Origin of the sequence: Aequorivita echinoideorum, from assembly GCF_018476645.1 — a bacterium.
GTDB classification, from domain to species: Bacteria; Bacteroidota; Bacteroidia; order Flavobacteriales; family Flavobacteriaceae; genus Aequorivita; species Aequorivita echinoideorum.
Genome location: NZ_JAHCTB010000001.1, coordinates 460,357 through 479,556, shown reverse-complemented (window position 1 = coordinate 479,556; position 19,200 = coordinate 460,357). Strand labels below are relative to the sequence as shown.

15 protein-coding genes are annotated in these 19,200 nt (G+C 39.9%); 5 read left to right on the top strand and 10 right to left on the bottom strand.

What is annotated here, in order from left to right:
* Positions 1-46: 46 nt before the first annotated feature.
* Complete coding sequence (gene ileS, locus KIV10_RS02270; RefSeq protein ID WP_214111861.1) at positions 47-3,451, top strand: isoleucine--tRNA ligase; 3,405 nt, start codon at positions 47-49, stop codon at positions 3,449-3,451.
* A 33-nt stretch (positions 3,452-3,484) separates the two neighbouring features.
* Positions 3,485-3,868 carry a TraR/DksA family transcriptional regulator gene (locus tag KIV10_RS02265; protein ID WP_214111860.1) on the top strand — a complete coding sequence of 128 codons (384 nt, stop codon included), beginning with the start codon at positions 3,485-3,487 and terminating at the stop codon, positions 3,866-3,868.
* A gap of 77 nt (positions 3,869-3,945) precedes the next feature.
* On the opposite strand, the gene KIV10_RS02260 is transcribed toward KIV10_RS02265, so the two are convergent.
* The 10 genes from KIV10_RS02260 to uvrC all read right to left on the bottom strand — a co-directional run bounded on the left by KIV10_RS02260 (position 3,946) and on the right by uvrC (position 16,597).
* Positions 3,946-4,386 (bottom strand): hypothetical protein, encoded by a 441-nt coding sequence (locus KIV10_RS02260; RefSeq protein WP_214111859.1) that lies wholly within the window; start codon positions 4,384-4,386, stop codon positions 3,946-3,948.
* A 108-nt stretch (positions 4,387-4,494) separates the two neighbouring features.
* A complete protein-coding gene (locus tag KIV10_RS02255; RefSeq protein ID WP_214111858.1) occupies positions 4,495-7,302 on the bottom strand; it encodes a TonB-dependent receptor in 2,808 nt (935 codons plus the stop codon).
* Positions 7,303-7,486: 184 nt separating this feature from the next.
* Positions 7,487-8,704, bottom strand: a complete 1,218-nt coding sequence (locus tag KIV10_RS02250; protein WP_214111857.1) for a M23 family metallopeptidase — start codon at positions 8,702-8,704, stop codon at positions 7,487-7,489.
* 32 nt (positions 8,705-8,736) lie between these two features.
* The gene (locus tag KIV10_RS02245; RefSeq protein WP_214111856.1) at positions 8,737-9,507 is read right to left on the bottom strand and encodes a DUF3108 domain-containing protein; all 771 of its coding nucleotides are present in this window, start codon (positions 9,505-9,507) and stop codon (positions 8,737-8,739) included.
* Positions 9,508-9,609: 102 nt separating this feature from the next.
* Positions 9,610-10,770 carry a 4-hydroxyphenylpyruvate dioxygenase gene (hppD, locus tag KIV10_RS02240; RefSeq protein ID WP_214111855.1) on the bottom strand — a complete coding sequence of 387 codons (1,161 nt, stop codon included), beginning with the start codon at positions 10,768-10,770 and terminating at the stop codon, positions 9,610-9,612.
* 26 nt (positions 10,771-10,796) lie between these two features.
* Positions 10,797-11,033, bottom strand: coding sequence for a DUF2442 domain-containing protein (locus tag KIV10_RS02235; RefSeq protein ID WP_214111854.1), 237 nt, complete (start codon positions 11,031-11,033; stop codon positions 10,797-10,799).
* On the bottom strand, positions 11,014-11,247 hold the full coding sequence (locus KIV10_RS14055) for a DUF4160 domain-containing protein (protein WP_407650146.1): 234 nt from the start codon (positions 11,245-11,247) through the stop codon (positions 11,014-11,016). Before KIV10_RS14055 ends, KIV10_RS02235 begins: the two co-directional genes overlap by 20 nt.
* Positions 11,248-11,259: 12 nt before the next feature.
* The gene (locus tag KIV10_RS02225) at positions 11,260-12,420 is read right to left on the bottom strand and encodes a homogentisate 1,2-dioxygenase (RefSeq protein WP_214111852.1); all 1,161 of its coding nucleotides are present in this window, start codon (positions 12,418-12,420) and stop codon (positions 11,260-11,262) included.
* 61 nt (positions 12,421-12,481) lie between these two features.
* A complete protein-coding gene (locus KIV10_RS02220; protein ID WP_214111851.1) occupies positions 12,482-14,716 on the bottom strand; it encodes a patatin-like phospholipase family protein in 2,235 nt (744 codons plus the stop codon).
* 84 nt (positions 14,717-14,800) lie between these two features.
* A complete protein-coding gene (gene uvrC / locus KIV10_RS02215) occupies positions 14,801-16,597 on the bottom strand; it encodes an excinuclease ABC subunit UvrC (RefSeq protein WP_214111850.1) in 1,797 nt (598 codons plus the stop codon).
* 133 nt (positions 16,598-16,730) lie between these two features.
* Between uvrC and KIV10_RS02210 the strand changes: the two genes are divergently transcribed.
* The 3 genes from KIV10_RS02210 to rimK all read left to right on the top strand — a co-directional run bounded on the left by KIV10_RS02210 (position 16,731) and on the right by rimK (position 19,200).
* A complete protein-coding gene (locus tag KIV10_RS02210; protein ID WP_214111849.1) occupies positions 16,731-17,603 on the top strand; it encodes a RimK family alpha-L-glutamate ligase in 873 nt (290 codons plus the stop codon).
* A 303-nt stretch (positions 17,604-17,906) separates the two neighbouring features.
* Positions 17,907-18,338 carry an ATP-dependent zinc protease family protein gene (locus KIV10_RS02205; protein ID WP_214111848.1) on the top strand — a complete coding sequence of 144 codons (432 nt, stop codon included), beginning with the start codon at positions 17,907-17,909 and terminating at the stop codon, positions 18,336-18,338.
* Entirely contained in the window at positions 18,328-19,200 is an 873-nt protein-coding gene (gene rimK, locus KIV10_RS02200) for a 30S ribosomal protein S6--L-glutamate ligase (protein ID WP_214111847.1), read from the top strand. The genes KIV10_RS02205 and rimK overlap by 11 nt, the downstream gene beginning before the upstream one ends.

The window sequence follows — 19,200 nt, the reverse complement described above, 5'->3', positions numbered from 1 at the left end:
TTTTTTATTCCTTACTTTTGCACTCTTTATCAAAAGAATAAAATTCATGAGCACAAAATTTAAGGAATACAAAGGCTTGGATCTGCCAAAACTTGCGGAAGAAATACTCACTTTTTGGAAAGACGAAAATATTTTCGAAAAGAGTATTGCCATTCGTGAAGATGCCCAGCCTTTTGTGTTTTTTGAAGGACCGCCATCTGCCAACGGGCTTCCGGGCATCCACCATGTGATGGCACGCGCCATAAAAGATATTTTTTGCAGGTACAAAACGCAGAAGGGCTTTAAGGTTGATAGAAAAGCGGGTTGGGATACGCACGGATTGCCCATAGAACTTGGGGTTGAAAAAGAATTGGGAATCACGAAGGAGGATATCGGCAAAAAAATATCAGTGGAGGCGTACAACGAGGCTTGTAAAAAAGCAGTCATGCGCTACACCGATGTTTGGAACAATCTTACCGAACGCGCAGGGTATTGGGTAGATATGGAAGATCCGTACGTAACTTACGAGCCAAAGTATATGGAAACCGTATGGTTTCTGCTTAAGGAAATTTACAATAAAAACTTACTTTACAAGGGTTATACCATTCAGCCATACTCCCCAAAAGCGGGTACCGGCTTGAGTTCGCACGAGCTCAACCAGCCGGGAACGTACCAAGATATTACGGATACTACAGTAGTTGCACAATTTAAGGCAATGGCAGAGACTTTGCCGGATTTTCTTGCTGAGGAATCCAATAATATCTGGTTTCTCGCTTGGACCACAACTCCGTGGACACTTCCAAGTAACACGGCATTAACCGTGGGAGCAAAGATTGATTATGTGTTGGTGAAAACATTTAACCAATACACCTTCCAACCCATAAATGTGGTGCTGGCAAAAAATTTGGTGTCCAGTCAATTCTCAAAAAACTACGAGGAAAAACCAAATGAGGATGTTTTGGAATCCTATATACAGGGCGATAAAACCATTCCGTATTTTATAGCGAAGGAATTTAAGGGAGCAGATTTGGTGGGAATAAAATATGAACAATTGCTGGATTATGCGCACCCGTTTCAAAATCCCGAAAATGCGTTTCGAATAATTTCTGGTGATTTTGTTACAACCGAAGATGGAACTGGTATTGTGCACACTGCACCAACCTTTGGTGCAGATGACGCCAAGGTGGCAAAAGAGGCAATTCCAGAGGTGCCACCTATGTTGGTAAAAGATGAAAATGGAAATTTGGTTCCATTGGTAGATCTTCAGGGAAAATTTCGCCCAGAGATGAAGGAATTTGCTGGCAAATACGTAAAAAATGAATATTATGATGATGCTGACGTTCCCGAAAAATCCGTGGATGTTGAAATTGCGATAAAACTGAAGACCGAGAACAAAGCATTTAAGGTTGAAAAATATTTGCACAGCTACCCCAATTGCTGGCGCACGGACAAGCCCATTTTGTATTATCCACTAGATTCCTGGTTTATAAAAGTGACTGAATTTAGGGATAGGATGTTTGAACTTAATAAAGAAATAAACTGGAAACCGAAAGCTACCGGTGAAGGACGCTTTGGAAATTGGCTTGCAAATGCAAATGATTGGAACCTCTCGCGTTCACGATATTGGGGAATTCCGCTTCCCATCTGGAGAACAGAGGATGGAAAAGAAGAAATTATCATCGGTTCTGTGGAAGAATTAAAAACTGAAATGCAAAAATCAGTTTCGGCCGGATTCATGGAACACGATATTTTTGAGGATTTCAAAATAGGCGATTTTTCAGAAGAAAATTATGCAAAGGTGGATCTTCATAATAATATTGTAGATGGAATCACGCTCGTTTCGCCCAGCGGAAAACCGATGAAACGTGAAGCAGATTTGATTGATGTTTGGTTTGACAGCGGAAGCATGCCCTATGCGCAATGGCATTATCCTTTTGAAAATAAAGCGAAAGTTGAAAATACCTGGCGCAAGGCCGATTTTATTGCCGAAGGAGTGGACCAAACACGTGGCTGGTTCTATACGCTTCACGCCATTGCGACTATGCTTTTTGATGATGTTGCCTACAAAAATGTGGTTTCAAACGGACTGGTTTTAGATAAAAACGGCCAAAAAATGAGCAAGCGTCTCGGCAATGCAGTAGATCCTTTTGAAACCTTAGACGTTTATGGGCCAGATGCCACACGCTGGTATATGATTAGCAATGCAAATCCGTGGGACAATTTGAAGTTTGACCAAGATGGCATCGCGGAAGTGCGAAATAAATTCTTCGGAACGCTATATAATACCTATAGTTTCTTCAGTTTGTACGCCAATCTCGATAATTTTAAGTATATTGAAGAAGACCTTCCGCTGGCAAATCGCCCGGAAATTGATCGCTGGATACTTTCAGAATTGCACACGCTTATACAGAAAGTGGATGATTATTACACAGATTATGAGCCAACAAAGGCAACGCGGGCAATTTCAGAATTTGTCCAAGAAAATTTGAGCAACTGGTTTGTACGCCTCAGCCGAAGAAGATACTGGAAAGGCAGCTACAATGATGATAAAATATCAGCATACCAAACGCTTTTTACGTGTTTGGAAACCATTGCAAAATTGGGTGCGCCCATTGCCCCTTTCTTTATGGATAGGCTTTACATAGATTTAACACAACCTATTGAAAAAGATAAAAAAGCTTCGGTACATTTGACCGATTTTCCAAAAGCGGACAATTCGTTCATTGATAAAAAGCTGGAACACAAGATGCAAAAGGCGCAGACCATTTCATCGCTTGTTCTTTCATTGCGGCAGCGCGAGAAAATAAAAGTGCGGCAGCCCCTTCAAAAAATTATGATTCCCGTTTTGGAAACTTCAGAAAAAGAAGAAATACTTGCGGTTTCAGAATTGATTAAAAGTGAAGTGAACGTGAAGGAAATTGAATTAATCGATGAAGGTTCTGGAATGCTGGTAAAGCAGATAAAACCAGATTTCAAGGCGCTAGGCCCACGTTTCGGCAAAGATATGAAAGTAGTGGCATCGGTTATTTCGGGCTTTGACCAAAAACAAATTTCCAAACTTGAAAAAGATGGTGAAATAACTGTTTTGGTTAACGAAAAAAATACTACTTTGGCGCTCGCTGATGTAATAATAAGCTCGCAAGATATTGAGGGCTGGTTGGTTGCAAATGCTGGCGGCATAACCGTAGCGCTAGACGTAACCCTTACCCCCCAATTGAAAAACGAGGGTATTGCAAGGGAATTGGTAAACAGAATCCAAAATCTGAGAAAGGACAGCGGGTTTGAGGTAACGGATAGGGTAAAAATAACCCTTGGTGAAAATGAAATATTGAAGGAAGCAGTAAAACAAAACCTTCAATACATAAAAGAAGAAACGTTAACGGACGAACTTCGTTTTGAAACGGATATCCCAAACGGAATCGAGATTGCATTTGATGATATTGAAACTAAAATAAGTATTAAAAAAAGATAACCTTCGGGTTTGAAATAACAAAATAAAATGGAAATGGTAGAACAAGAACGTACAAGATTTTCAGACGCTGAGTTGGATGAATTCAGAGGTTTGATACAGGATAAAATAAACAAAGCAATTGAACAATTGGAACTCATTAAAAGCTCCTATAAAAACGATAGCAATAATGGGACGGATGATACTTCGCCTACGTTCAAAGCTTTTGACGAAGGCAGCGAAGTAATGAGCAAGGAGGCAAACTCCCAGCTTGCAATTCGTCAGGAAAAATTTATCCGTGATTTGAAGAATGCGATGGTGCGCATTGAAAACAAAACGTATGGAATTTGCCGCGTAACCGGGAAGCTCATCAACAAAGATCGTCTTCGTTTGGTTCCGCACGCCACGCTTAGTATCGAGGCAAAGAATCTTCAGAAATAAAATTAATATTTTACAAATAAAAAAAACCTGTTAGTTTGGCTAACAGGTTTTTCTTTTTTATGCTCATTTAATTTTTTCTAAAACCACTGTCCCCAAGGAATTCTGCTCAATAATAGAATAGCCGCGATGGTATAAAATATGGCCAAGGTTTTAAATTTTTTCCCAGAAAGTAATTTCTTTTTATGCTTGGAATATCCAACGGTTATGAATGTTACCGTCAAAATCATAACAAGTGGATGCTCAACCGCAAGCAATCTATAATTTGGATCCTTCATTACTTCACCCATTCCTAAATTCATAATATTTTTTAGCCCAAAGGGTGAAATGAAAAAAAGAACTAGCCCAATCAAGAACTGAATGTGCGTAATAATCAATGCGAAGAGCGAAATCCTGAAATCATTTGCGCCATATTCCTTTTTTGTGAACAATCCCGCTAGGGCATTCAATGTTGCCAAAAGCACTACAATTACTACTAAATATGCCCAGTAAGAATGTATAAATTGAATAGTGGAATACATAAATTTCGATTTTTTCGGAATGTTTCCAAAGATAGTTTTATTTAAATAAAAAACATTCCCCAAAATAGTACTTTGGAGAATGTTTTCATCTTTAGAAGAAATTCTTTTTTAGAAATTCAAGCGAACGCTGGCATTCCAAGTAGTTCCAAAACCGAAAAATACACGGTTTGAAGTAGCGATACCATCGTAGGTTGGATCACCGGGCTGTGCGAAGAAATTGGTATCAGATTCAGAAATATAGGTTTTATCCAAAACGTTGTTTATGTTCAATCTGAAATCCAACGTTTTATATCTTTCCATAAAAGGAACACTGAAGGACAATCCCGCATCCAGCAGGCCAAAACTCGGCAATTCCAAAGAACCATTATTGTCTGGAGTGTCAAAATCCTCGGCATTTATTTCTGCATAAAGTTTATCGGCGAAACGGTAGTTTGCATCCACTTTTAAGTTTTTTAAGATGTTTACCGAAGTACCCAAACTGGCCGTGAATTGGGCCGCATCTCCTACTTTGATGTCGTCTAGATACAATGTCCCCACGCTTGGCTGCCCGTTTTCAAGAATGGGCTGGTTACTTTCATCAAAAAAGGCGGCGGAAACGTTTCCGTCATAGCGCCAGTCTCCGTAAGAAACCATACCGTTGAAAGAAAGCACATCATTAATGCGTGCAGTGAAATCAAATTCAGCTCCCATATGTACCTGCTTGATGCCTTGGATATTTGCCGTTCCGCGTATGTCATCGTTTGAATCTTCCGGGGTGCCATTTACATCAATATTTTGCGAAATGGTTGAAAAACGATCATCCCAACTGGTACGGTACAAGTTCAAATTGGCACGAAACCCGCGTGTACGGAACCCGTAACCTATTTCAGTTCCAATAATTTTTTCATTGACCAAATTTTCATTGATTTCATTGGAAACAAAACTCGGAAAAACGGCATCAAAAAGTGGCTGTTTTGAATAATACCCAGCATTTGCGAAAATATTGTTCTTTTCATCAATATTGAAGTTAACGCCACCTTTAATATTACCACCTAAAATATTTTCGGTTTTGGATTCCTGCTCAGGGTCAGAATCCAAATAGTTGAAATAATCAACCCGTTGAAAACCTTGATTTGAAATTGCGCCCTGCACAAAACCTGAAATGGTTTCATTTGAATATTCCAACTGCCCGAAAGCGCCCAGCCAGCTTACGTTTCCATCATTATAGTAATCAATTTTTTCCTCATCATCAATACTTTTAAATACATTGAAGGTGTTGCCGACGGTGGGCTCGTATGTTTCAGTTAAAAATCTGTATGGATTATTAATATTATCGCTATCCACATAAACGTCAGCTCCCAAAAGGTCTACCAATCTTCGGTAGTGGAAACCTGTGTATGAACGTAAATCGATACCAAAATCCATGGTAAGGTTTTCATTTAGATTTGTTTCAAAATTTGAAATCAAACCATACCAGTTATGGGAGTTCACCGAAGACCGTTGGGATATACCGTTTTGCCTTCCATTGATAAAACCGGAATCACTTACAAATTGTGAACTGCTGTTGTTTCCATTAACAAATTGGCCCTGGAAAGCACCGCCACCGCCAGAATATCCAAAGCGGACACCGCCCAATTCTGGTACAAAACCACCCGAGTTATAGGCAATGATGGCATCGACTGGAACTAAACCATTTTCGGTTTTGGGAAGTGCAAAAGATTGGTTTCTATTAATTCTACCGATAGATCCTACAGAGCCCCCACGACCAAAAGAGGCATAGGCTGAAGTGCTTATTTTTGAATTTTCGCTAAGATCCCATTCCCAGTTAAGCGATGCCAATGGTTTGTGATAAAAATTTCCGGCGAATGTGAATTCGCGACCGTTGCGCAGTCCCCAATCGCTATTGTATTTTATTCTAGGCTCGCCATTACTTCCATATTGAATATAATCTGAAATTGCCGGGGCAAAACCGCGCTGGTTGTGCTGTTGGGGAGCACCGGTTAAAGTGAATTCAAAGGAATGTGAATCATTCGGTTTGTAACCTACGCCTATGTAGTAATTGTATGCTTCAAACTCAGTTCCATCTACATAACCATCCCCTTCAGTTCTACTGAAAAGGAATGAACCGGACCATCCATTTTCAGATAAGCCCGTAGAATAGGAAGCTACGTTTTTAATGTAATTGTTGTTGCCCACGGTTCCGCTGAAAAAGCCGCCTTCTTGCCTATCCGCACTACGGGTAATAACGTTGATGGTTCCACCCACGGAAGAAACCGTAAGTTTTGAAGAGCCCAAACCACGCTGAACTTGTATTGCAGAAGCTACATCAGACAGTCCCGCCCAGTTGCTCCAGTATACAATACCATTTTCCATATCGTTCACGGGGATACCGTTAATAAGCACTGCCGAATTTTGCGTATCAAAACCACGAATGTTGATACGCGCATCACCAAAACCTCCCCCTTGCTTGGTGGCGTAAATGGAAGGTGTATTGTTCAAGATTTCAGGAAATTCCTGCGATCCTAATTTTTCCTGAATTTCTTCAGAGCGAATGGTTGAAACAGCCACGGGAGTTTCCCTATCCTTTGCAATATCTACAACTCCGGAAGCAGTAATTACTACCTCTTCAAGAGCATCTGTATCTGTAGTCATTGAAATTTGACCCACATTCGCAATTCCGTTATTTAAGGTGTATGATGCTGTTGTCTCAAGAAAACCTACGAAAGAAAAAGTAAGGGTTCCCGAATTAGATTTTACGTTGATTGTAAAGTTGCCATCAAAATCAGCGATTGTCCCGTTCGATGTTCCCGTTTCTACCACATTAGCACCAGAAAGGGGTTGTCCAGATTGTGCATCAATAATTTTTCCGGTGACCTTCCCTTGCGAAAACGAAGCAAAAGTACTCAGAAACAGCATAATAAGTAAGAGTTTTTTCATAAGTAGTTATTTAATTAAAACAGGGTCAAAATTATATTTCTGTATGTGTTTATTCAATAAATAATAGTTAAGAAATCAACAAGAATTTATTGGCATCTTAAAATTATTCAATTAAATAATTGAAAAATAGGCTCTTGCCTGTTACTTAGTAACAGTTTATTAACAAATTTAAATGGTGGAAAGATTAAAAAACCAGGCAGTCCATTTTATCTTTAATGGGCGCAATGGTTGAAAAATATTGCTCGTGGATTGCTTTGGGCAATGGTTGTGAAAATGGTGTATCTTCCTTGAACGGATCTACTTCCTTACCATTTTTCCAAAAGCGATAGCAAACGTGGGGACCTCCCGTGTTGCCAGTCATTCCTATCCAGCCAATTACATCACCTTGGCTCACGCGCTGACCTACTTTTACGTTGCGCGCTTTCATATGAAGATATTGTGTATCGTAGGTGCTATTGTGGTTTATTTTCACATAATTTCCATTTCCGCCTTTTCGTTCTGATTTGGTTACGGTTCCGTCTGCCGTGGCAAGAATGGGAGTGCCAATGGGCGCTGCAAAATCTGTCCCGCGGTGTGGGCGCAATTTGTAGCCGTAATATTTAATTCTGCGTGTGAGGTTATATCGCGAAGAAATTCTGCTGAATTTTACCGGTGCCTTTAAAAATGCTCTCTTCAAATTATTCGCATTTTCATCATAATAACCTGAAATATTTTCAATGGAGTCCGTGGTATATTTAAAGGCGTACAGTTTTTTTCCGCCGTGCTCAAAGTATGCGGCTTTTATTTCATCTAGACCACCCGGAATTGTATCATTTATAAACTTCTGTGAGTAAACAACTTTAAAACGGTCGCCCGGCTGTAGTTTGAAAAAATTGATAGTCCAAGCATAAATACTCGCCAATTGGTCCGTCATGTAAGGACTCAGGTTTTGCTCCTCCATAGTGGCTGAAAGACTGCTGGTAATAACCCCGGAAGCAACTTTTTCTACATAATGAACGGGTTTTTGGCTGTTGTAGCAGTTTATTTCATTTCTGAAATCAATAACTGCATAGTCTACTTTATTGGTTTCATAGATAAAGACCTGAGTTTTGTTCAGGGAATCTTTTGAATTTAGCAACACATAGGGTTTTCCAACTCTTATTTTTCGAACATCAAAACTATCTCGGAATTTATTTGCTACCTCAAGGATTTGATCCTGCGATACACCATTCGCATTCAAAATATCCCCGAAAGTATCTCCATTTCTAATGGTATCGCGGACTACATTAAAATCGTTAAGAATATAACCATATTGCTCAATAATGGTTTCCTGCGGAATGGTTTCTTCAATTATATCGTCTTTCGTGTTTTCACACGCGGTAAAAATTATGGCTGCTAATGTTGCTAAAATTAAATGCTTCAATACGGGGAAATTTCTGTATTATATATTCTATTTCAATCAGCAATTATTTTGAAAGAATGCTGAAGTCCTTTAAATTCAGTTAAGGTTGCCTTTAACGAACCCACTGCCAAATCTGCCTTTATGAGAAGCGGAATTTTATTGGCATCGTCACTTATCCATACGGTCAAACTTTCCTTTTCCTTGAAAACCCTGCCAGACTGCACGTATGGCCGAAACCTTAAAGTTGCAATATTACCAAAATTTGTTTTTAAAACTTCGCGGCCAAGGAATTTAAGTTTGAATTTATAGTTTTCCTTATCAAAAAACATATTCATTTCTACTGTTTCCCCTTCTTTTATGTCTGAAATATCGAGCTTGTTTCGAAGGTAATAGAAAGCGGAAATCATATCCTGTGTTCCGTCCAAAACGCTGAATACCTCAACTTCATCTTTTTTTTTATCGTTAACGGTTGCCTTGTTTCGGTAATGATCAAAATCGATAACAATATCTTTAGTATAGCCGCCTTCATCTATCTTTCGAATAAAACGATAGGGTGTATTTGATTCCTTATCTATGTAGGATTGATAATCATCCTGGACCTTAAAAAACCAACTGGACATACCCACGGTTTCACCAAAACCCTTAACATGGTATACATTTTTTCCGTTAAGCGTGGTGCTTTTTACATTCAGCGTTGCGTAACCGGCGGTAACAAAGCCATAGTGGACGCGGAATTTAAAATATTCACCGTCGCCATAGGCCTTCTCTTGGGAAGAAATTAAAAATACATTGAAAAGAAATAAAAGCGTAAGTAGCTTTTTCATGGAACCGGCAATTAAGTTTTCGGTTTTGGTTTTACAACTATTGTTCCAAAATAAGGAAACTCCATCTATAGACGATGGAGTCTCCAGAATATTTCATACTTTTTACAAAGTTCCGCGCTGGGCCTGTTCACGCTCTATGGATTCAAAAAGCGCCTTGAAATTTCCAGCTCCAAAGCCTTTGGCTCCCATCCGCTGAATTATCTCAAAAAAGAGGGTTGGCCTGTCCTCAACAGGTTTTGTGAAAATTTGAAGTAAATATCCTTCCTCATCGGCATCAACCATAATCGAAAGATTTTTCAGTTCATTGATGTCCTCTTTCATCATTTCCATATGGGAACCAAGCCTTCTTGGAATATCATCATAATAGGCTTGTGGCGGTGGCGGTAAAAATTCAACACCACGTGCTTTTAGCTGGCTAACGGTTTTAATAATATCGTCCGTTGCCACTGCTAGATGCTGTACGCCACTGTCTTCATAAAAATCCAGATATTCCTCAATCTGTGATTTTTTTATTCCTTCAGCTGGTTCGTTTATGGGGAATTTTATTCGGCCATTACCGTTGCTCATTACCTTGCTCATCAATGCTGAATATTCAGTATGGATTTGTTTATCATCAAATGATAGGAAATTCACAAAACCCATAACATCTTCGTACCATTTTACCCATTTGTTCATTTGGCCCCAACCAACATTTCCTACCATATGGTCAATATATTTTAAGCCGGTAGGTTCTGGGTTGTAGTCACTTTTCCATTCACGGAAGCCCGGTAAAAATTTCCCGTTATAGTTTTTCCGTTCCACAAACATATGGACGGTCTCACCATAGGTATAGATTCCGCTTCTCACTATTTCGCCGTCTTCGTCTTTTTCAACTTTTGGCTCCATATAGGGTTTTGCGCCTCGTTTTGTAGTTTCCTCAAAAGCACTACGCGCATCATCAACCCAAAGTGCAATTACCTTTACACCATCACCGTGCTTTACAATATGGTCATTTATAGGTGAAGCACTATTGAGCGGCGTAGTCAAAACCAAACGTATTTTATCCTGTTTCAAAACATAACTTACCGAATCTCGTGATCCTGTTTCCAGACCGCTGTAAGCATAGGATTGAAATCCAAAAGCGGTTTTGTAGAAATGTGCAGATTGCTTAGCATTACCCACATAAAATTCTACGTAATCGGTACCCAACAATGGCAGAAAATCTTCTGCTCCTTCAAATATTTTCTCCAGCCCATAATCGACTGATTTTACTTCTTTGCTCATAATTTATTTTTAAAAAATTGATAGTATTATATCAAAAGGTTTTCAATTAAAATATCTTCATCTAAACTTTCCCAATGGATACCTTCTCCATCACCAATAAATCTCCAATTGTTTAAATCTTCTTTTGAAGCATTTCGGAGCCTCGGAAACCATTCTAAGGGAACCGAAAGTTGTCTGGCATCTTCAAAAGTGATTTTTATAAAATCTTTTGAAAAAGACAAGTCAACAGCATTACTTGATTTATTATTTGTTAAAGTATTCATCCCATTTGTTTTTAAATAATTCTAAATTTTCTTCCACTAGAATGCGTATTTTACTTATTTCAGCAGTAGTAAATTTACGTGACTTGACTAGTTCAATAGGTTCGAGATTGTATTTTGCTGTTTTATTTTCTTTTTCAATATGAATATGTTTTGGCAAATGATCATTGCTGTAAAAATAAAATCGAAATCCATTTTTATTAAAATTGTAGGCAATATATTTTAGGTTTTAATGATCCAACCAACTTTGGTAATACGTACCGTCAACAATTTTCATGGCATCTTCAGTTACCATTAAAGGTTTAAAGGTATCTACCATTACGGCAAGTTCATCTGTTTTCGTTTTGCCGATACTTCGCTCAGTTGCGCCCGGGTGTGGCCCGTGCGGAATTCCCGCGGGATGTAATGAAATGTGCCCGGCCGCAATATCATTTCTGCTCATAAAATCGCCATCTACATAATAAAGTACCTCATCGCTATCAATATTACTGTGATTGTAGGGCGCGGGAATGCTTTTTGGGTGGTAATCATACAACCGCGGAACAAAGCTGCAGACTACAAACGCATCTGTTTCAAAGGTTTGGTGTACCGGTGGCGGCTGGTGGATTCGGCCGGTTATGGGTTCAAAATCGTGAATGGAGAAGGCGTACGGGAAATTATAACCATCATACCCTACCACATCAAATGGGTGTGCGGCATAAACCATTTCTATAATTTCATCACCTTTTTTCACTTTTATTAGAAATTCCCCTTTTTCATTGTGGGTTTCAAGCTCTTGCGGTTTCCGAATATCGCGCTCACAATAGGGTGAATGTTCCAAAAGTTGGCCAAACCAGTTCCTATATCTTTTTGGTGTGTAAATAGGTCGGCGTGATTCTACAATAAAGAGACGGTTATCATCTGTATCAAAGTCAATTTTGTAAATAACACCACGCGGTATCAGCAGATAATCTCCGTATTTAAAATCAAGATTGCCCAAAAAAGTTCTAAGTTTACCCGAACCTTTATGAATAAAAATCAATTCGTCGGCATCGGTATTTTTATAGAAATAATCGCGTTGGGATTCTTGCGGAGCGGCCAAAATAATGCTGCAATCGCTATTGGTTAGCACCGTTTTTCTGCTATCTAGATAATCCTTTTCTGGGTTTACTTCAAATCCTTTTAAGCGGTATGATTGAATGTTATTCTGTTTTGCAATTTTCGGCGCCACGCTATACTGCTTTTTTATCTCCTTTACTTGCGTGGGCCTATTTTCGTGATAAATGTTACTATACATTCCGTCAAAACCAATGGTCCCAAAAAGTTGTTCGGAATAAAGTGATCCATCTGGCTTGCGAAATTGTGTATGGCGTTTGGGAGGAATTTTTCCCAATTGATGATAAAATGGCATATTTTCTAAGTTTGCTTTACAAATATCGTAAAAATATATGTGCCTTTGGGCCAAGAAACTATTAAAACCGATAGCCTACATTCACAAACCATTCACTATTGTGGGTTTCCGGAGAAAATGAATATTTCAATTCAATGGGGCCAAAAAATGTTTCGAGTCCATAGCCCAATGCAAATCCACTGTAGTCCAAACCGTCAATCCATTTACCATCGGTAAATAGATCGTCACCAACATTTGCGATATTTACTGCGATGTTAAGATGGTTTTTTCTGAAAATTTCATAATCAAATAACAAAGAAGACTTCAAATAGGTGTCGCCGCGAAGACTTAACGCTTCATATCCATAAAACGGAATAATATTATTGATTTCCTTGAAACCATAACCTCCCAATGAAAAGTCAAGCGAGCGCGTATTATTTCCGCCAATCTTAAATCCGCCTTCCGTGGTTAACACTGCCGAAAATTTCTTCAGAAAAGATTTTGCATACCCAAAGCGTGCTTTTGCTATGGAAAACTGCTCAAAATCATCATTCCTTCCTTCGGCAAAAAGATATAAATGGAAATCACCTTCAAAATAAACGCCGCTATTCGGGAAGAAACTATTATCGAACGTATCGTACTTCAAAAACCCGAAACCGCTGTAATAATTTGTGCTTTCAAAAACCGTCCGTGGCAGATTGTTTTCGTCTATACCAATGGTTTCAGATAGATAACGTAAATATTTGTGCTCTGCACCTACGCCCAAAGTAAATATGCGTTGAAAAAGGGTTTCTGCGAATATTTGATTGGTGAAATCACTATAATCCAAAGAAATTTTATTTAAGCTTACGTTCTGTTCCGCTTGTTGCTGATCCAATGAAACATAACTTAAATCTACATTTTTTTCAAAATTATTATAACTACTGTTGAAGCCTACGCTCCAGTAAAATCCTTTGTCTATATAATAATTGAAATTGTACCGAATATTGTCCCCCACTATAAAATCCAGCGAAGCAATATCGTTATTTGTGAAAACACGTTTGCGCGTAACATTTAAGAGTGCCGCCGCATTATAAAGATCATCGTAATGTGCGCCAATACGAAGCAACATTTTGCTGTCATTTTCCCTTAGACTGAAAAGCAGCGTGCTTTTATCATTATCATCCGTAAAGATCCGGTAATTTATATCCTGAAAATTTCCGGTGGCAGATAGATTATTAATTCCCTCGCTCAAACTTTTGTATGTAATCTTTGAAGGCGTGCGAAGTTTTAGTTTTCCAAGAACATAGCTTCGTGTGTAATTTTTTGTGCCCTCAATCTTTACTTCCTTTACATATAGGGAATCCCTTTCCAGAAATTCTATTTTTTTGCGCTCACGCGGAAGTTGCCTGCTCGCAATATCCATCATTTGCTCAATAAATGGAGCAGAAGCCTCTGCTCCCGCATCTATAATTGCCTCTCCCGCATCAAAGGAAACCACGGAAAAATCTTCAATATTTGGGTTGATGTACACATCCGTCATTTTCCGTTTTTCGGTCATATCCTTGATTGTTCGGTAATTGTTTACCTGCACCAAAACTTCAAAAGCCGACTTTAGATTTTCCCGGGATTTCAAACTATCCTGCACATCCACGCCTATAATAATGTCCATTCCCTTGGCGCGCAGTTCCTCTATGGGGTAATTGTTTACCACGCCACCATCAATTAAAACCTGATTGTTGATAACTACCGGGCTAAAAAGCGAGGGCAGCGCACCGCTCGCCGTAACCGCCCGTGGCAGGTAGCCGCGGTCAAGAATTACTTCCTTTCCGGTTTCCACATCTGTAGCAACGCAAAAAAAAGGAATTGGCAGCTGGCTAAAATCCGAAATATCGTTTACGTGGCTTGTCAATCTTGAAAAGAGATTGTAAACATTCTGCCCTTTGGAAAGACCGGATGGAAAACCCACTTTAAAATTATCAAAAGGAAGCACAAGCGCATATTTTTCAGATTCTTCCTTTTCATAAAAAGTTTTTGCGCTGCGCGGAATTTCATCCTGTATCAACGTGTTGAAATCCGTCGCCAAGAAAATACTGTCCAGTTGCTTCGCGGAATATCCGGCAGCATAAAGCGAACCTATAATGGCACCCATACTGGTCCCGCCAATATAATCAATTCGAATTCCGGATTGCTCAATAATCTTCAACGCCCCAATATGCGCTAGACCTTTGGCGCCGCCGCCGCTCAGCACCAGACCTACTTTTAGATCCTCACCTTTTTGCTGCGGAAAGGCTACGGTGCTTATTAAAACAAATACTATAAAAAGTATTTTTTTCATTGTTGAGTTTGTTGATTACAGGTTTAAGTGTTTATAAGTTTATAAGATCACAGGTTTAAGTGTTTATAATTTTTAATTTTTTTGCTAATTGCTACTATTGAAATGAGCTATCAACTTATTGGCGCGGCTGCTGCCCACAACTTTTGAGAGTTCATCAAAATTTGCCGAAGCAATCCGTTTTGTACTTTTAAAATGCTTCAACAGCTCAACCACCGTTTTTTCACCGATGCCGGGAATGGTCTCCAGCTGGGTATTGAGCGCTTGTTTGCTTCGTTTGCTTCGGTGAAAGGTAATCCCAAATCTGTGTGCCTCGTTCCGCAGTTGCTGGATTATTTTCAGCGTTTCCGATTTTTTATCCAAATAAAGCGGCACGGGGTCGTTCGGGTAAAAAAGTTCTTCCAGTCTTTTTGCAATACCCACAATGGCTATTTTTCCGCGGAGCTCCAATTTATCCAAACTTTTAAGCGCGGATGAAAGCTGTCCCTTACCACCATCTATGATGATGAGCTGCGGTAAAGGTTGCTCTTCGGCGAGCAATCTTTTATAACGGCGGTACACTACTTCTTCCATCGAGGCAAAATCATCCGGTCCTTCCACCGTTTTTATGTTAAACTTACGATAGTCCTTTTTGCTCGGTTTTCCATTTTTGAAAACTACGCACGCCGCCACGGGATTTGTTCCTTGAATGTTACTGTTATCAAAACACTCAATATGGCGGGGTTCTTCGGAAAGGCGTAGGTCTTTCTTCATCTGCGCCATGATTCTTTTTTCATGACGGTCTGGATCAACAATCTTTGCTTGTTTGAATTTTTCCATTCTGAAGTATTTCGCATTTCTTTCAGATAGATCGAGTATCGCTTTTTTATCACCAAGTTTTGGAACGTGCACTTTTATATCCTCGCCAACTTCAACTTCAAAAGGAACATAAATTTCATTTGAAAGTGAATTGAACCGCTGCCGAAGTTCAATTATGGCCAGTTGAAGCAGCTCTTCATCAGACTCGTCCAATTTCTTTTTGATTTCAAGCGTATGGGAGCGAATAATGGCACCGTGAGAGAGTTGCAGGAAATTGACGTACGCGTAGCTGTCATCAGAAATTATGGTGAAAACATCCACATTATTGATCTTGGGGTTAACCACGGTGGACTTGCTCTGGTAATTTTCAAGGATATCAATCTTTTCCTTTACGCGTTGGGCCTGTTCAAATTTTAGGTCGGCAGCCAGTTGCTTCATCTGGCTCTTAAATTTTTGCAGCGAATCTTTGAAGTTTCCTTTTACAATATTGCGAATGGCTTCAATGTTTTCGTGGTATTCCTTTTCAGAATAAAGCCCTTCGCAAGGGCCGGCGCAATTCCCCAAATGGAATTCCAAACAGACCTTGTATTTTTCGGCCTTTATTTTTTCTTCCGCAAGATCATAATTGCAGGTGCGCAACGGGTAGAGGCCTTTTATTAAATCCAGCAGTGTGTGTACGGTTTTCATACTGGTGTAGGGGCCATAATATTCGCTGCCATCCTTTATAAGCCTACGGGTGGGGAAAACCCTGGGAAAGCGTTCATTCTTTATGCAAATCCACGGATAACTCTTGTCATCCTTGAGCATAATATTGTACCGCGGCTGGTAATTTTTTATGAGGTTGTTTTCCAGTAAAAGCGCGTCGGTTTCGGTTTTTACAACAATGTGTTTTATGGTTTCAATCTTCTTTACCAGAACGCGCGTACGGTTGCTGTCAAACTTCTTTGTAAAATAGGATGAAACGCGTTTTTTTAGGTTTTTTGCCTTCCCCACGTACAGCAATTTTCCATCTTTATCATAGTATTGGTAAACCCCGGGAGAATCGGGAAGCGTGGAAATTTGAAGAGTTACCGAAGCCTTGACCATAGCATCAAAGATACTTGTTTGTATATTTTATTGAAAACGTTTTTAGGGGCAATATGTTAATTAAGGATTAAAGTTTTTTAGGGCAATATTGCCATCCTTCTTTTTCGTTAAATTGCGGCAACAATATGTATTTATGAACATTGCCATCCTTTCCCGCGGGGAAGCTCTTTATTCCACCAAAAGCCTTATAAAGGCGGGCGAGGCCAGAAACCATGCTATGGAAGTTTTGGATCCAACCTACTGCAGGTTGTCCGTGGAAAATAACAGCGCCGTACTTTATTACGAGAATGAAAAAGTGGAAAACATTGATGCTATCATTCCGCGTATTGGGACTTCCAACACTTTTTATGGCACTAATGTAGTTCGGCAATTTGAGGCGATGGGGGTGTTTACGGTGGTGTCCTCACAGGGAATTGTAAACAGCCGCGATAAATGGACGTGTTTTCAGCTTTTGGCAAAAAATAAAATTTCGATGCCGCGAACCTTATTCGCTTCCTATTATGAATTTGAGGAACAACTTAAAAGTTTTGGCGGCCGGCCGGTAATTATCAAGATTTTGGAGGGTACGCATGGCGAGGGCGTTATACTTTCGGAAAGCGCCCAGAATGCCTTGGCAACCATTGAAACATTAAACGCCGCCGGGGTAAAATTTATCCTTCAGGAATATATTGAGGAGGCACAAGGAACAGACATTCGTGCCATTGTAGTAGATGGGGTAGTGGTCGCCGCTATGAAGCGCAAGTGCAAGATTGGGGATTTTAGAAGTAATCTCCACCGCGGAGGAACTTCAGAAATAATTTCCCTTTCTGCGGCAGAGGAAAAAATAGCGGTGCAGGCAGCCTGGGCGATGAATCTATCCTTTTGCGGGGTGGATATTTTACAGTCCAAAAATGGTCCGCTAGTTTTGGAGATCAATAGTACGCCGGGACTTGAGGGCATTGAGAACACCTCGGGGAAAAACGTATCAAAAAGTGTGATAGGTTTTATTGAACGGAATAAAAAGTAGGTCTTGCGACCAGAAAATTTGAAAGTTATCAATTGGTTCATAGTAACTTAAGTGATAGTATTTTACGATTGAAGCGCACGTTCCAATAAAAAGATGCCGTCCCATTGAACCAAAGATGCCGTCCTTTTTTTAAACTTTATTATTTTGAATTTACGATTTCCGATTTCCGATTTCCGATTTCCGATTTCCGATTTGCAATTTGCAATTTGTGATTTGTGATTTGCGATTTGCGATTTGCAATTTGGGTTTTTTATTATTTAAATTGCAATTCCGATAGCTATCGAAATAAAATTCTAAAAAAATTTGAAAAGAAACATAGGAAGAATAGACAAGGCAGATTTCCCACTCCTAAATTTATTTGATATTGAAGTGAAAATAGATACCGGGGCCTATACCTCCTCCATACATTGCAAGAATGTGAAGATTGAGGATAATTTTTTGAAATGCAACTTTCTGGATGAGGAACATCCCAGTTATCACGAAAAGGAAATTATATTTGACGAATATGACGTAAAGGTGGTGCGCAGTAGCAATGGCCAGAGCGCGGCGCGCTATCGCATCAAGACTGAGATAACGCTCTTCGGAAAAACCCAGCCTATTTATTTAACGCTGAGCGATAGGGAAGAAATGCGTTTTCCGGTACTTTTGGGTAGAAAATTCCTGAGTAAAAAATATATGGTGGACATCAACAAAACAAACCTTTCTTTTAAACTAAAAACCAAAAATGAACATTAAGATTCTATCGGCGAACAGCCATTTATATTCCACCCAGCGGCTGGTAGAGGCCGCCAAAAAAAGAAAGCACGATGTGGAAGTGATAAACCACGCCAAGTGCGATATTGTTATTGAAAAGAAAAACCCCGTAATTTATTACAAGGGCCATAAGCTAGACCATACCGATGCCATCATACCCAGAATTGGAGCGTCCGTTACCTTTTATGGCACAGCGGTAGTGCGGCAGTTTGAAATGATGCGTGTTTTCACCACTACGGAATCACAGGCTCTCGTACGCTCCCGGGATAAATTGCGAAGCTTGCAGGTACTTTCCCGCGCGGGACTTGGTTTGCCAAAAACCGTTTTTACGAATTATTCCAAAAACGTAAAGGAAATTGTGGATCAGGCTGGGGGTGCGCCCGTAATTATCAAACTTTTGGAAGGCACGCAAGGTATCGGTGTGATTTTGGCCGAAACTCGAAAGGCCGCAGAATCTGTTATTGAAGCATTCAACAATTTGCAGGCGCGGGTAATCGTGCAGGAATTTATAAAGGAAGCCGGGGGCGCAGACATTCGGGCCTTTATAGTAGATGGGCAAGTAGTGGGCGCAATGAAGCGTCAAGGAAAGGAAGGGGAATTCCGAAGCAACCTGCACCGTGGCGGAACGGCTACCGTCATTAAACTTTCTGATGAGGAAGAAACTGCGGCGCTAAAGGCCGCCAAAGCAATGGGGCTGGGTATTGCCGGGGTAGATATGCTGCAATCTGCACGCGGGCCTCTTATTTTGGAAGTGAATTCATCCCCGGGATTGGAGGGAATTGAAACTGCCACCGGAAAGGATATTGCAAATTCAATCATAAAATATATTGAGCGAAACGTATAG

Excerpts from the sequence above, each read along its gene's own strand:
- KIV10_RS02210 (WP_214111849.1), top strand. The coding sequence starts at position 16,731 with ATGAACATTGCCATCCTTTCCCGCGGGGAAGCTCTTTATTCCACCAAA.
- KIV10_RS02220 (WP_214111851.1), bottom strand. The coding sequence starts at position 14,716 with ATGAAAAAAATACTTTTTATAGTATTTGTTTTAATAAGCACCGTAGCC.
- hppD (WP_214111855.1), bottom strand. The coding sequence starts at position 10,770 with ATGAGCAAAGAAGTAAAATCAGTCGATTATGGGCTGGAGAAAATATTT.
- ileS (WP_214111861.1), top strand. The coding sequence starts at position 47 with ATGAGCACAAAATTTAAGGAATACAAAGGCTTGGATCTGCCAAAACTT.
- KIV10_RS02225 (WP_214111852.1), bottom strand. The coding sequence starts at position 12,420 with ATGCCATTTTATCATCAATTGGGAAAAATTCCTCCCAAACGCCATACA.
- KIV10_RS02265 (WP_214111860.1), top strand. The coding sequence starts at position 3,485 with ATGGTAGAACAAGAACGTACAAGATTTTCAGACGCTGAGTTGGATGAA.
- KIV10_RS02260 (WP_214111859.1), bottom strand. The coding sequence starts at position 4,386 with ATGTATTCCACTATTCAATTTATACATTCTTACTGGGCATATTTAGTA.
- rimK (WP_214111847.1), top strand. The coding sequence starts at position 18,328 with ATGAACATTAAGATTCTATCGGCGAACAGCCATTTATATTCCACCCAG.
- uvrC (WP_214111850.1), bottom strand. The coding sequence starts at position 16,597 with ATGGTCAAGGCTTCGGTAACTCTTCAAATTTCCACGCTTCCCGATTCT.
- KIV10_RS02245 (WP_214111856.1), bottom strand. The coding sequence starts at position 9,507 with ATGAAAAAGCTACTTACGCTTTTATTTCTTTTCAATGTATTTTTAATT.
- KIV10_RS02235 (WP_214111854.1), bottom strand. The coding sequence starts at position 11,033 with ATGAATACTTTAACAAATAATAAATCAAGTAATGCTGTTGACTTGTCT.
- KIV10_RS02255 (WP_214111858.1), bottom strand. The coding sequence starts at position 7,302 with ATGAAAAAACTCTTACTTATTATGCTGTTTCTGAGTACTTTTGCTTCG.